The sequence below is a fragment of the Mediterraneibacter butyricigenes genome, assembly GCF_003574295.1.
GTDB classification, from domain to species: domain Bacteria; phylum Bacillota; class Clostridia; order Lachnospirales; family Lachnospiraceae; genus Mediterraneibacter_A; species Mediterraneibacter_A butyricigenes.
The window spans coordinates 927,942-941,846 of record NZ_BHGK01000001.1 but is presented as its reverse complement, the minus strand read 5'-3'; the positions used below and the strand labels follow the sequence as shown (position 1 = coordinate 941,846).

General features: G+C 46.2%; 14 protein-coding genes and 1 other annotated feature. Of the genes, 12 read left to right on the top strand and 2 right to left on the bottom strand.

What is annotated here, in order from left to right; translation table 11 throughout:
* Positions 1–11: 11 nt before the first annotated feature.
* The 11 genes from KGMB01110_RS04435 to KGMB01110_RS15020 all read left to right on the top strand — a co-directional run bounded on the left by KGMB01110_RS04435 (position 12) and on the right by KGMB01110_RS15020 (position 9,211).
* Entirely contained in the window at positions 12–1,589 is a 1,578-nt protein-coding gene (locus KGMB01110_RS04435; protein WP_119297685.1) for an FAD-dependent oxidoreductase, read from the top strand.
* A gap of 15 nt (positions 1,590–1,604) precedes the next feature.
* Positions 1,605–1,934 carry a (2Fe-2S)-binding protein gene (locus KGMB01110_RS04430; RefSeq protein WP_119297684.1) on the top strand — a complete coding sequence of 110 codons (330 nt, stop codon included), beginning with the start codon at positions 1,605–1,607 and terminating at the stop codon, positions 1,932–1,934.
* Positions 1,927–3,054: an NAD(P)/FAD-dependent oxidoreductase gene (locus KGMB01110_RS04425; protein WP_119297683.1), complete on the top strand. Its 1,128-nt coding sequence runs from the start codon at positions 1,927–1,929 to the stop codon at positions 3,052–3,054. The genes KGMB01110_RS04430 and KGMB01110_RS04425 overlap by 8 nt, the downstream gene beginning before the upstream one ends.
* A 137-nt stretch (positions 3,055–3,191) precedes the next feature.
* Positions 3,192–4,319 carry a tyramine oxidase subunit B gene (locus KGMB01110_RS04420; RefSeq protein ID WP_119297682.1) on the top strand — a complete coding sequence of 376 codons (1,128 nt, stop codon included), beginning with the start codon at positions 3,192–3,194 and terminating at the stop codon, positions 4,317–4,319.
* Between the two features lie 16 nt (positions 4,320–4,335).
* The gene (locus tag KGMB01110_RS04415) at positions 4,336–5,223 is read left to right on the top strand and encodes a helix-turn-helix domain-containing protein (RefSeq protein WP_119297681.1); all 888 of its coding nucleotides are present in this window, start codon (positions 4,336–4,338) and stop codon (positions 5,221–5,223) included.
* Positions 5,192–5,548: a P-II family nitrogen regulator gene (locus tag KGMB01110_RS04410; protein WP_119297680.1), complete on the top strand. Its 357-nt coding sequence runs from the start codon at positions 5,192–5,194 to the stop codon at positions 5,546–5,548. Before KGMB01110_RS04415 ends, KGMB01110_RS04410 begins: the two co-directional genes overlap by 32 nt.
* 20 nt (positions 5,549–5,568) lie before the next feature.
* Positions 5,569–6,978, top strand: coding sequence for an APC family permease (locus tag KGMB01110_RS04405; RefSeq protein WP_119297679.1), 1,410 nt, complete (start codon positions 5,569–5,571; stop codon positions 6,976–6,978).
* 246 nt (positions 6,979–7,224) lie between these two features.
* Positions 7,225–8,571 carry an MATE family efflux transporter gene (locus KGMB01110_RS04400; RefSeq protein ID WP_119297678.1) on the top strand — a complete coding sequence of 449 codons (1,347 nt, stop codon included), beginning with the start codon at positions 7,225–7,227 and terminating at the stop codon, positions 8,569–8,571.
* Between the two features lie 106 nt (positions 8,572–8,677).
* Positions 8,678–8,926 (top strand): hypothetical protein, encoded by a 249-nt coding sequence (locus KGMB01110_RS04395; RefSeq protein ID WP_243112663.1) that lies wholly within the window; start codon positions 8,678–8,680, stop codon positions 8,924–8,926.
* Entirely contained in the window at positions 8,892–9,071 is a 180-nt protein-coding gene (locus tag KGMB01110_RS15950) for a hypothetical protein (RefSeq protein ID WP_408631087.1), read from the top strand. Before KGMB01110_RS04395 ends, KGMB01110_RS15950 begins: the two co-directional genes overlap by 35 nt.
* On the top strand, positions 9,068–9,211 hold the full coding sequence (locus KGMB01110_RS15020; RefSeq protein WP_170141687.1) for a hypothetical protein: 144 nt from the start codon (positions 9,068–9,070) through the stop codon (positions 9,209–9,211). The genes KGMB01110_RS15950 and KGMB01110_RS15020 overlap by 4 nt, the downstream gene beginning before the upstream one ends.
* Before the next feature lie 58 nt (positions 9,212–9,269).
* Here the strand turns inward: KGMB01110_RS15020 and KGMB01110_RS04385 are convergent, their stop codons facing one another.
* A complete protein-coding gene (locus KGMB01110_RS04385; RefSeq protein WP_119297677.1) occupies positions 9,270–10,955 on the bottom strand; it encodes a carbon starvation CstA family protein in 1,686 nt (561 codons plus the stop codon).
* A 132-nt stretch (positions 10,956–11,087) separates the two neighbouring features.
* Positions 11,088–11,361: a binding site (T-box leader), on the bottom strand.
* Positions 11,362–11,487: 126 nt separating this feature from the next.
* Positions 11,488–12,123, bottom strand: coding sequence for a uracil phosphoribosyltransferase (gene upp / locus KGMB01110_RS04380; RefSeq protein WP_117602708.1), 636 nt, complete (start codon positions 12,121–12,123; stop codon positions 11,488–11,490).
* Between the two features lie 213 nt (positions 12,124–12,336).
* Between upp and KGMB01110_RS04375 the strand changes: the two genes are divergently transcribed.
* The gene (locus KGMB01110_RS04375) at positions 12,337–13,746 is read left to right on the top strand and encodes an alanine/glycine:cation symporter family protein (protein ID WP_119297676.1); all 1,410 of its coding nucleotides are present in this window, start codon (positions 12,337–12,339) and stop codon (positions 13,744–13,746) included.
* Positions 13,747–13,905 lie beyond the last annotated feature (159 nt).

Here is a 13,905-nt window from a genome sequence, read left to right as displayed (position 1 = left end):
AGATGAGAAAAATGAAAAGATATGATTTGATCGTTGTGGGGGCAGGACCGTCCGGATTGTCCGCAGCCATTGAGGCAGCGAAAAGAGGATTGAAGGTCGTTGTATTTGATGAAAATGAAAAGCCGGGCGGCCAGTTGTTCAAGCAGATTCATAAATTTTTCGGATCCAAAGAACACAAAGCAAAGATCCGTGGATTTGTAATCGGAGAAGAGTTACTGAAAGAAGCAGACGATGCGGGCGTAGAGGTGGAATTGAATGCGACTGTGATCGGAATGTATCAGGAAAAAGAAATCACGGTAAAACGAGGAGAAGAAATCTTTCATTATAAAGGCGATGTGATTGTGATTGCAACAGGAGCTGCTGAAAATATGGTGACATTTGAAGGATGGACACTTCCGGGTGTCATCGGAGCGGGAGCAGCTCAGACCATGATGAATCTTCACGGAGTGAAACCGGGCAACAAAATTCTGATGCTGGGAAGCGGAAATGTAGGACTGGTAGTCAGTTTTCAGCTAAAGCAGTGTGGATGCGATGTGGTTGCACTGGTAGATGCAGCACCGAGAATCGGCGGATATGGTGTTCATGCGGCAAAGGTGGCACGGACAGGCGTTCCGTTCTATCTGTCCCATACGATCGTTAAAGCAGAAGGAAGCGACCATGTAACTGGTGTGACGATTGCGGAAGTGGACAATCATTTTCAGTTCATTCCGGGAACAGAGAAACATTTTGATGTGGATACCATTTGTCTGGCAGTGGGACTTTCTCCAATGTCTCAGCTACTGAAGATGGCAGGATGTGAGATGGAAGATAATCCGAAACGGGGCGGCCAGGTTCCGATCGTGGATGAATACGGAGAGACATCGATCAAAGGAATCTTTGTAGCGGGTGATGTATCCGGAATCGAGGAAGCAAGTTCCGCTATGATCGAAGGAAGAATTGCCGGAATCGCTGCAGCAAACTATCTGGGTTACATTGAAGATGCAGAATTGGAAGAAGGAGCCAGAAAAAATGAAGCAGCGTTGGAAGGGTTGAGACAGGGAATGTTTGCACCGAAGAACCGGGGCAAACTGATCGAAAAGACGGAAGAGGGAATCGATGTATCCATGAATCTTTTGAAAAAAGGATTTGTAACCGATGAAGAGATCGAACGGTTTCCGGGCGTGACTCACAAAGTCGGAATCCATCCGGTGATGGAATGTACCCAGAATATTCCCTGTAACCCCTGTCAGGATGCATGTCCGAAGCATTGCATTAAGATCGGAGAACATATTACATCTCTTCCGGCAGTGGATGATCAGGCAGTTTGCGTAGGATGTGGAATGTGCGTGGCATCCTGCTCCGGACAGGCTATTTTCCTGGTAGACGAGACTTATGAACCAGGATATGCGACGGTAACGATTCCTTATGAATTTCTTCCACTTCCGGAAGTGGGAGAAAAAGGATATGGTCTTGGAAGAGATGGACAGAAAGTCTGTGAGGCAGAAGTAGTTTCGGTGAAAAGTGCGAAAGCCTTTGACCATACCAATCTGCTGACTATCAAAGTACCGGCAGACATGGCGATGAAAGCAAGATTTTATAAGGCAAAATAGGACGGAGGGGATAACATGGAAACTATATATGACAGAACGGAAGATCTGGGGGAGTACATTCCGGAACCGGATGACGACAGAATTATATGCAGATGTGAAGAGGTGACAAAAGGAGAGATCAGAAGAGCGGTTTATGACGGAATGTTCACCATTACCGAGATCCGAAGATACCTCCGTTGCGGAATGGGTCTGTGTCAGGGACAGACTTGTGCGAAACTGGTAAAAGGAATCGTTGCAAGGGAATTAAAAATTTCACCGGCGTTGTTGGAACCGGCTACATCCAGAGCACCGATGAGACCTTTGGAAATGAAAATTTATGCGAAAGAAGGTGAGGACAATGAGTAAGAATGCAGAGGTCATTATCGTAGGCAGTGGTGTGATCGGATGTGCGGCGGCCTATTATCTGGCAAAAAAAGGAACTTCTGTCATTGTCCTTGACAAAGATGAAAGCATCGGAAACGGAGGTTCCGCACGAAATGGAGGGGGAGTCAGACAGTCAGGAAGAGATCCGAGAGAACTGCCGCTTGCCATGTATGCAGTGGAACGTTTATGGCCCAACCTGTCCGAGGAACTCGGAATCAATGTAGAATATCATAAAGAAGGGAACTTAAGGCTTGGAAAGACCAAACATCATATGGAGATTCTCCAGGGATTGACGGATAAGGCAGTGGCCTGTGGTCTGGATGTGAGAATGATTGACGGAAAAGAAGTGCGTTCGATCAATCCATACCTGAGCGAAGAAGTAACGGGCGCAAGCTGGTGTCCGACAGATGGTCATGCGAACCCGTTACTGACAACTCTGGGATATTACAGAGAAGCCAGAAGACTTGGGGTGGCATTTTATACAGGAGAAGAGGTCGTAGAATTAAGGAAAATCAGAGGAAAGATCCGTCAGGTTGTGACAAGAAAGAATGTGTACGAAGGAGAAAAGGTGATTGTGGCAGCCGGATATGCCAGCCGAAAGATTCTGGGAACAGTAGGGATAGATATACCGATGTCCAATGATCTGATCGAAGCACTGGTAACAGAGGCTGAGCCAAAGATGTTTGCGCAGATGCTGGGAACAGCAGATGCTGATTTTTACGGACACCAGACCGATCACGGTTCTTTTGTATTTGGAGGAGCTTCCGGACTGGAAACAGTCAATAAGGATAACGGACATAACATGACATCGGGAATGACGGCTCCATGTATCTGTCGTGGAATCATGAAATATATTCCGAAACTTGCAGATGCGAAGATCGTCAGAACCTGGGCAGGCTACGAAGATGTGTGTATTGATGGAATTCCGGTGATCGGAGAAATTGAAGAAGTTCCGGGGCTGATCGCGGCCTGTGCATTTACAGGACACGGATTCGGAATTTCACCAATCGTAGGAACACTGCTCAGTGAGCTGGCACGGGAAGAAAAAACGACACTGGATCTTTCAGAATTCAGATATGACAGATTTCATGCTGTGATATGATAGTGTACAAAAGTGATGATCTATGGTATACTCATTTCCGATCATTGGAAGTGCAAAAAGGCACATTCCGGGATTGCAGGCTTACGCTGGCTCTGGAGTGAGTATCCGATCAGGAAATTCATAAAGGAGTGACAGATATGAGTGCAAAGATTGATTTTTTATACTTAAGTGAACCGGATATGATCAAAGCCGGTGTGAAGGATATGGCTTCCTGTGTGGAAGTGATGGAAGATATGTTGGTGACTTTATACAAAGGTGACTATGTTATGGGTGGCGCAAATCATAATTCCCACGGCTGTATGATCACATTTCCGGATGAACCCCAGTTTGATGGAATGCCGAAAAATGCAGATGACCGAAGATTTATGGCAATGCCGGCATATCTGGGTGGCAATTATCAGATGGCAGGAATGAAGTGGTATGGTTCCAATGTAGAGAACAAACAGAAAGGACTGCCCCGTTCCATTCTGATGATGATGCTCAATGACAAAGATACCGGAGCTCCGCTGGCGTTGATGTCAGCCAATTTGGTCAGTGCTTACCGAACTGGTGGAATCCCGGGAGTAGGTGCAAAATATCTGGCAAAGAAGGATTCTGAGGTGGTTTCGATCATTGGTCCTGGTGTGATGGGAAAAACATCACTGGCAGCGTTCGTCAGTGTGTGCCCGAATCTGGATACGGTGAAGATCAAAGGAAGAAGCCAGAGATCTTTGGATGCATTTACCGGTTTTATCCGGGAAGAACTGCCACAGATCAAACACATTGAGATTTGTGATTCGGTGGAAGAGGCAGTCCGAGACAGTGATATCGTCAGTTTTACAACGACGGTAAAGGATGATGTATCTTCTTTCCCCTATATCAATGGGGACTGGGTGAAGAAGGGTGCATTGATCAGTATGCCGTCGGCAGCCAGATTTGACGATGAGTTCCTGACAAGCTGCAAGCTGGTGGTAGATAATTCCAAACTCTATGAGGCCTGGGAGGAAGAATATCCCTATCCGACTTATCCGCAGATGCAGATCATCGGAACCAAATTTACAGATCTGAAACACGAAGGAAAAATCAAGGAAGAAGATATCATTGACTTGGCAGATATCATTGAGAACAGACATCCGGGACGGGAGAATGACGAGGAAGTCATCGTTTATTCCGTCGGAGGAATGCCGGTTGAGGATATCGCCTGGGGAGGCACCGTATATCGAAATGCGAAAAAGCTTGGAATCGGAATAAAACTGCCACTGTGGGACAGCCCGGAGATGGCCTGATTCAGGAGTAAAAAGAATGGAAGACAAGAAAATGATTACACCGGTACAGCCATATCTGAAGATGGAGGCTGAAGATTATCAGGAAAGAATGATTCAGCGAATGGGAATTTCCAGTTTCTATGAATTTTGGGTAGAGGATGGAAAGGAAGAGAATTTTAAAGCAGTACCGGATGGGAGTACAGATCTTGTCTTTGGAATCGGAGAAAAAGATGTAAAAGTAATGATCGGTGGAACGGTTCTGAAAGCAAAGGACTGGGAATTTGAGGATGGCAGATATTATTTTGGAGCCAGATTCCTGCCGGGAAGATCCATTCTTCCCAAAATGCTTTCCATGCAGGAAATCGTGAACACAGATCTGGAACTTGATAAAAATGATTACGGAAGTGGTCTGACAGAGTCTTTGGCAGCGGCTCAGGATGTGGAAAAACGTTCTCAGATCTTGATGAGATATTTGTCGGAGAATCAGCGAGAGAATCAAAGAGACAGTGCGCATACACTGGAGCAATATATGCGGCAGAGAATTTACGCAACCAATGGAAATATTTCCATTCAGATGTTAAGCAGGGAGACGGGATATTCCGAAGCGTATATCCGGCGGATCTTTAAACAGATCCATGGAATTTCGCCGAAGGAGTTTGAACGGTTTGTACGATTTCAGGCGTTTTTGCAGGAAATCTCCCGGACACCGGAAATTTCCGGGACGCCGGAAGCAAAAGGCAGCGAAGAAATCGCTCTGAACTGCGGATATTATGATCAGTCTCATATGCTGAAAGATTTCAGGGCGTTTGCAGGGACCACGCTGGAACAATACAAAAAGCTGGTAAAAGAAAAGCTGGAAACAAAGAGATCCACCGGAAGGAACGAGGGCAGAAATGGTGAAGAACATGGAATTATCAAGGATTGAAATTATTACTGGAATGTCAAAATTTAACGGATTAAAGTCAGCGCTGAGTAAGGCCGGTGTTCGCGGAATGACGGTGACACAGGTACTTGGATGCGGAATCGAAAAGGGAACCAAGGAATATGAAGTGGATGAAAATTATGAGATGGAACTTCTCCCGAAACAACAGATCGCACTTGTGGTAGAAAAAGCAAAGGTTCCTGAGATTGTAGAACTGATCAAACAGGAACTGTACACCGGACATATCGGAGACGGTAAAATTTTTGTCTATGATATTACCAATGTGATCCGTGTCCGCACGGGAGATGAAGGTGTGGATGCACTGTAAGCAGACGGGAGTGAATTAGTATGGAAGAAAAAGACAGAACTCTGGGACTTCGCAGTGTGGTATCCATCTCGGTAGGACTGGTTATTGCCACAAGCTGTCTTGTATCACTGGGACAGGGAGCCGGAAGCATTGGCGTTGTCTTTATCGGGGCAATGGTGATCGCATGTCTGTTAAATATGACGACCGTGGCATCTCTGTCGGAATTAAATGCATTGATGCCCAATACGACGGGCGGACTGGCGCAGTATACACTGGCATGTATGGGACCGTTTCCGACTCTGATCTCTATGGTGGGAGGTTATCTGATCTGTAACATTATGTCTTCCGGGGTGGAAGCCTCGATCTTTGCCTATGCAATGGCGACCACAATCCATTTGCCGATCCCAAGCCTGATGTATACCCTGATCATGACGGTGGTTGTGATGATTGCCAATCTTTATGGCGTTGATATGTTTGCAAAAATTCAGGATCTGGTTGCATTTTTATTAGTTGGTTCCATGTTGATCCTGGGAATCATCGGAATGTTAGGGATGGGAACCGGTAAGATGGTAGAGCAGCCGTTTAGCATGGCAGTGAATTTTAAAAGCATGATTTCCATGGTAGCGGTCGCTTTCTGGCTGTTCATCGGAGCAGAATATGTCATCCCGGTTTCTAAAAATGTAAAGAATGCCAGAAGAAATGTTCCGCTTGGTATGATGATCGGATTGGCTTTGATCTGTATGGTGCAGTCGGTGATGGTTCTTGGATTTCATAATTACACCCCATGGGGTGAACTGGCCAATTCGGCAGCACCTCATCTGCTTTATGGAGGAAATCTTCTGGGAAATGCAGGAAAGATCTGGATGACCTTCGTTTCAGCGTTGGCGGTAGTCAGTACCCAGAATTCAACAGTCAACGGACTGTCCGGAATCTGTCAGGGAATGGCCAAAATGAACATGATGCCGCGGATTTTTGCAAAGACTAATAAACATGGAGTGCCGTGGTTTGGGGTGATCTTTGTCAGTGTGTTCATCTTTGTGTTTGCCGCACTGAGTGACGGCTCCTCGGATGCCATTTCATTCCTGATTCTGGTGGGATCTGTGTTCTGGATGATCTCTTATATTCTGGCACACATGGATGTGCTGATTTTACGGCACAGGCTGCCGAAGGCACCGAGATCCTTCAAGGTTCCGTGCGGACCGTTGTTTCCGCTGATCGGAATTGCAGGAACCGTATATATGATTCGGAATATCTCTACGGATCCGGTGGAGCGCAATATGATCTGGCTGGTGACGGGAATTACGTTCCTGGTGCTTGGAATTTATTCCTTCTTCTGGATTCGATATAAAATGAAGATGCCGGTATTTAAAAGTGTTCCAATCGAGAAAGTCATGGCAATGGAGAACAGTATGTATTACACGATCCGCAAACGGAGAGGATTGTGGAGATAGAAATCGTGGAGACATACGTAAAAAATTTTCTTGACAGCCGGGTGTTCCCCCGCTAAAATACACATTGAAAAATATGTGTGGACTTTTCCGGATTCGTCATCTTTTCGCCGCGCAGTCTGAAGGCTGTGCGGCTATTTTTTTGCCTGACGATCGTGCGCAAGTCAGAAACGTGTCCGAGATATTTCCTGACTGCTTTGTCCACATACGGGATAACAAAAGGTTACAGATGGGAGGAAATAAATATATATGAATGAAACCTTTATGAAAGAGAAACCGGTATTTCCGTTGTTAATGTCAATGGCACTGCCTATGGTGCTGTCAATGCTGGTGAATTCACTTTATAATATAGTAGACAGTTTTTTCGTAGCAAAGATCAGTGAAGACGCGATGACAGCACTTTCTTTGGTGTATCCTATACAGAATCTGATCAACGCGGTGGGAATCGGCTTCGGAATCGGACTGAATGCAGTGGTCGCGTTTTATCTGGGGGCTGGAGACAGGAAGAAAGCGGACAAGGCACTGACGCAGGGAATGACACTGGCAATCATCCATGGAATCCTGATGACGGCGGGAGGCCTTCTGGTGATGCGCCCGTTTCTGAAAATGTTTACATCGTCAGAACATGTGATTCAATTGGGATGGCAATATTCTGTGATCGCGTTTTCTTTTACGATCATCATACAGATCGGACTGGTCTATGAAAAGGCGTTTCAGGCAGTCGGAAGAATGAACGCGTCTATGATCAGTATGTTGTGTGGATGTATTTTCAATATTGTAATGGACCCGGTTCTGATCTTTGGAACAGGGCCTTTCCCGAGGATGGAAATAAGAGGAGCCGCGCTTGCAACCGGACTGGGGCAGGTAGTGACACTGGCAATCTACTTGTTGCTTCAGAAGAGAAATCCAATGTCGATCCATTTGGTAAGAGAAGATTGGAGACCGGACGGATGGATGATAAAAAGGCTTTATTCGGTAGGAATCCCGGCAAGTTTGAATCTGGCGTTACCATCGATTCTGATCTCAGTCTTAAATGCGATTCTGGCAGCCTATTCAGAAGTGTATATTCTGGTGCTTGGAATTTATTATAAGCTTCAGACTTTCCTGTATCTTCCTGCAAATGGAATCATCCAGGGAATGCGCCCGCTGGTAGGATATAATTATGGGGCAAAAGAGTACAAACGTGTGGACAGGCTGTTTTGGATTGTTCTGGGATTATGTGGAGGAATTATGGCAGCCGGAACGCTGATCTGTCATGCGATACCGGGAACTATGATGGGAATGTTTACCAGCAGTCCGGAGACAGTGGAAGCAGGAGCGCAGGCACTTCGGATCATCAGTATTGGATTTTTGATCTCTTCTGTATCGGTAACAGCATCCGGAGCACTGGAAGGGCTGGGCAAAGGAACTCCTTCACTGGTGATCTCTTTGTGCCGTTACATTTTGATCATTATTCCGGCGGCATATCTGTTGAGTCGCATTATGGGGGCGAAGGGAGTCTGGCATGCGTTCTGGATCGCAGAAACACTGACTGCAGTGATCGCGCTGGTGGTTTATCGGAAAAATGTAAAAAGCCACAGAGATATAAAAGCGTGAGAAAAGCAGTTTTTACCTGAAATCGACACAAAGCACTGTGTGTGTTGTTCTGTCCGTCCTTTGTTGCTGGTAAGATAAGAGTATCAAACAAAGGAGGCAATGAGCTATGAACACGGATAAACTTTATGCAGAGCAACTTGTAAATGAATATGCACCAAAGGATACATCGAAGGTGGTCGCCCTTCGCAAATTGGATGCAAAGGCTAAACTTCCGGCTACGGTGTTTGTTTACACATTTGGGATTATCACTGCATTGATCGCAGGGGTAGGGATGTGCCTTTCTATGAATGTGATCGGAAGCGGTACAACGGCCATCACGTGTGGTGAAGACAGGGAAGAATGTTACAGATTTTAAAGTTGGAGAAAGGGTTTATCCTTATCCACGTTATGCAAAAGACGACACGAAGCGTGCAGGAACTATTGGCGGCTTTTCGGAGTATATTCTGATTCCAAATGCAAAGAGAGAGCATTCACTGTATTATTTCAGTATTTTGGAATGAAAAAGATCATGGCCTGTGGAAAGTGGAATCTGGAACATATCATTACACAGGAATTTTCACTGGATGATCTGGAACAGGCGATACGTACAGCCGGCGCTGTGGAACATGTGGGAAATGTTGTGATAAGAATGAAAGAATAAACAGTCAGAGTAAAAAAATACACGTCCCGGCAGTGGAACAAACCGGAACGTGTATTTTTTATGCATGTTCTTTCTTGAACAGTCTCTTTCCGGAGTGAAGCACGATGGTTACACCCAGAACGATCAGCAGGAGTGCCAGGATCAGCTGAAGTCCTTCTACCATGAAGACTGCGGTTCCTGCACTGAATGCCTTGACCAGTGCGATGGAACGCTGAACCAGTGCGGTAAAGGTAACACACAGCATGATGATCAGTGGCGGGAACAGAGTACGGTTCTCACGTTTGGTAACTTTCAGGAAGACACAAAGTGTGATCAGAACCAGAGCGCTTAACAATTGGTTGGCGCTTCCGAACAGTGGCCAGATGTTGGCATATCCGACTTTGGTAAGGATAAATCCGCAAAGCAGGGTAACAACGGTGGAGAAATATTTGTTGCACAAAAGTTTTCTCCATCCTTCTGCATGTTCCATATCATCCACACTGAACAGTTCCTGGAAGGACATACGTCCGATACGGGCTACGGAATCCAGACTGGTCAGAGCCAGAGCAGAGACACACATGGTCATGAAGCACTGTGCTGCGTGGGTGGAAATACCGAACATTTCCAGGAATCCTGCGACTCCGGCAGAGAAGATCTGGAACGGAGTTCCCACAGCGGCTGTACCATCTGCAGAAGCAGCGGCACCGGCTACACAAAGAGCGATGACAGCCAGAAGACTTTCCAGAACCATGGCTCCGTAACCGACTTTCAACATATCTTTTTCGTTTGCTACAGTCTTAGAAGATGTACCGGAAGATACCAGACTGTGGAATCCGGATACGGCTCCGCAGGCAACGGTAACAAACAGGATCGGGAACAGATTTCCAAGAGCGTCATTGGTAAATCCGGTGTAAGCCGGCAGGTTCATAGACGGATGAGCGACTACCAGACCAAGAACGGCACCGATGATCATTCCGGCGAACATAAAGGTTGTCATGTAATCACGAGGTTGCATCAAGAGCCACATCGGAAGAACAGCAGCCAGGAAAATGTAAGCGAAGGTCAGATAAGACCAGGTATCTTTGGTTGCGATCAGCGGCAGATTCATTCCGATCAGAAGAGCTGCGGCTGTGAAAACCAGTCCTAATACAACCTGTTTCCATCCTTTGAAATTGAATTTCTTCTGGATCAGTCCGAATACAATGGCAAATGCGATGAACAGAAGGGAAATCGTTCCGGCTGCACCGTTGGTCTTTGCACCGTCGGCAAGAGCCTGAACTCCGTCTGTTACCACGTATGCGTTGAAGGTTCCGGCAACCATATCTGCGAAAGCTGCGATAACGATCAATGTAAACAGCCAGCAGAATCCAAGGAACAGACGACGACCGGTTTTTCCGATATACTGTTCAATCAGAAGTCCCATGGATTTTCCGTCATTTTTCACACTGGCATAGAGCGCTCCGAAATCGGTTACGGCTCCGAAGAAGACTCCGCCTAAAAGGATCCACAGAAGAACCGGAACCCATCCGAAAGCAGCAGCCTGGATCGCACCGGTAACAGGGCCGGCTCCGGCGATAGAGGAAAACTGATGGGCGAATACGGTCCATCCATTGGTGGGAACGTAATCTTCTCCGTCGTTATGTACAACAGCAGGTGTTTTTGCCTGAGGATCGATGCCCCATTTCTTGGCAAGCCAACGACCGTACAGCATATACCCTCCAAGGAGGAATACGGCTGCGATTAAGATGATAACTAATGTGTTCATACTCATACACTCCTTTATTAGAACAACGTTTAGATAATAGATACGATCAACAACAAATCCGATTCTGGAAATTAAAAAAGAACCTGTTTCCGGTGAAACGAAAAAACCTCCGTCTTCTCCTGGATTACTCCATGAGAAGACGAAGGTTAAAAATCTAATCTCCGCGATACCACTTCTTTTGCCCTATAACAATATGGCCGCTCTAGTCTCATCCTGTGAATGAGCATCCTTTTAACGGTAGATACCCGGCTTGGACTACTGGCGTTTCAAATCTTGGTAAAAATGTGTTGGCCCAAGCTGCTTGCAGGGGATGGCTTCACTTTCTCATGCTGTCTTCTCGCACCAACCGAAGACTCTCTGAAAACACTTACAGAATAGGAAGTCGTGTCCTGTTCATCGCATTTGTCTGTTGATAAAAGCTATTATAGTCCTGTTTTGTCGAATGTCAAGCGTGTATCTGAAAAAGTACAAAGATCTGGACTGAAAAAGTTATGCAAATGCAACCGTGTATTTATGAAAGAAGGTACAGAACCTAAAGAGTACCGAAAATACGATCGCCTGCGTCTCCCAGTCCCGGACAGATATAAGCGTCCTCATTTAACTGACGATCCAGATGGCCGACATAGATCTGGATATCCGGGTGTGCTTCCTGAAGGCGTTTGAGTCCTTCTGGAGCCGCGATGATGCACATGAATTTGATCTGTTTTCCACCGTGCTGCTTGATGAAATCTACAGCTGCGATGGCAGACCCACCGGTTGCAAGCATCGGATCAAGAGCTACGATCAAACGCTGATCAATGGGATCCGGAAGTTTGCAGTAATATTCGTGCGGCTCGTGGGTCACGTGGTCACGGTAAAGACCGATGTGTCCGATCTTTGCGGAAGGAACCAGAGCAAGCAGTCCCTCTACCATACCAAGTCCGGCTCTTAAGATCGGAACGATGGCAAGCTTCTTGCCGGCAATCATCGGAGTCTGGCAGGTCTCAATCGGTGTTTCAATCTCCACATCTTCCAGTGGCAGATCCCGAAGTGCTTCGTAGCCCATCAGTGTTGCAATCTCTTCGATCAGTTTACGGAATTCATTGGTTCCGGTCTGCTTATCGCGAAGCATGGAAATCTTATGCTGAATCAGCGGATGTGTCATGATGTGTACATTATTTTCATTCATAGCCAGGTACCGTCCTTTTACTAGAGTATATTTCTATTAGTGATTATAAAGAAAAATGACGAAGAATGCAATGTGAACCATGGAAAAGGGAGGAATTTATGTTTTACAGAGGGAAAGAAATCATGTATAATTAAAAAATGCTTTACTGCATTAAATAAATATAGAAACTATGCAATGTAAGCTATTGCACAGACAGGGAGGAAAATTGGGGAAATGATAGTTGCGCTGATAGAAAAAGTATATGGAATGCTTTGGGGAGACCTGATTCGTATTCCACTTCCGGGAGGCAGCACATTGGGGATTTCGCTGTTGATTATTTTACTGATCCCGACCGGAATTTATTTTACAATTCGGACTCGATTTATGTCGCTTCGTATGCTGCCGGATATGGTGCGGGCACTGGTGGAAAAGAAAGAGGGAAGTTTCAGTCTTTCTACCTTTCAGACATTGATTGTGTCCACGGCGACCAGAGTAGGAATGGGCAATCTGGTCGGTGTTGTGGCGGCGGTATCCATCGGGGGAGCCGGCTCTGTTTTCTGGATGTGGGTGACAGCGCTGATTGGTTCCTGTACCGCATTCGCGGAAGCAACCCTGGCACAGATCCATAAGGAAAAAGATCCGTTATATGGGGGATATCGGGGCGGCCCGGCTTATTATATCCATGATTATGTGCAGGCGAGAAGAGAAAAGAAAACTGGTCAAAAGGGTGGAAAAGTCATCTGGGCAGTTTTGTTTGCAATTTCCGGCTTGATTTGCTGGTGTGGAATCAGTCAGGTAATCAGCAATTCTGTGGCCTCCTCTTTTGAAAATGCTTTCCACATTCCGCCACTTTATACGACAATTGTGTTGGTGATTATTGCGGCGGTGATCGTGCTTCGGAAAAATGCAACTGTAAAAGTGCTGGATCTTCTGGTTCCGGTGATGGCTGCTCTTTATTTTGTAATTACATTATTTATTATCTTTACCAATTTAGGCAGTCTTCCGGCAGTGTTCTCCAGAATCTTCCGGGAAGCCTTCGGACTGAAACAGGCCGCAGCCGGTGGAATCGGTGCTGTGATCATGAACGGAGTAAAACGGGGATTGTTTTCCAATGAAGCAGGCTCCGGTTCGGCACCCTGTGCGGCAGCGGCAGCAGAATGTCACAGACCGGTGCAGGCAGGGCTGGTGCAGGCGTTGGGGGTATTTATTGATACCATCATTATCTGTACCTGTACAGCAATGATCATGCTTCTGGCACCGGAAGAGATGACAACAGGATTATCCGGGATGGAACTGCTCCAGACAGCGATGCGATACCATCTGGGAGAATTTGGCGTGGTCTTTATCGCGGCGACGCTGTTTATGTTTAGTTTTTCCACGTTTCTTGGAATTTTATTCTATGCAAGAAGTAATGTATCCTATCTGTTTGGAGATAACTGGCTTTCCCAGACGGCTTACAAGATTCTGGCACTGGTGATGCTGTTTATCGGTGGAATTGCGGCATATACCTTTGTATGGGATCTTGGGGATGTGGGAATCGGACTGATGACAGTCTTTAATGTAGTGTTCCTCTATCTGCTGTCAGATGAAGCACTGGGAGAGTTAAAGGATTATGAGGCGCAGAAACGCATGAAGAAAAAATAAAAGAAAGAACTGAGTCGGTCAGCCTGTCAGGTTGAATTCCCGACGAGATTTTATCATTCCGCAAAAGGATTGCATAAGGGAACATCCGCAGCCCCGGAACTTCCTTCGAGCAAGTTTTAGACGCAGCTCGAAGAGTATCTCTTTGGGGCGGAGGTAAGC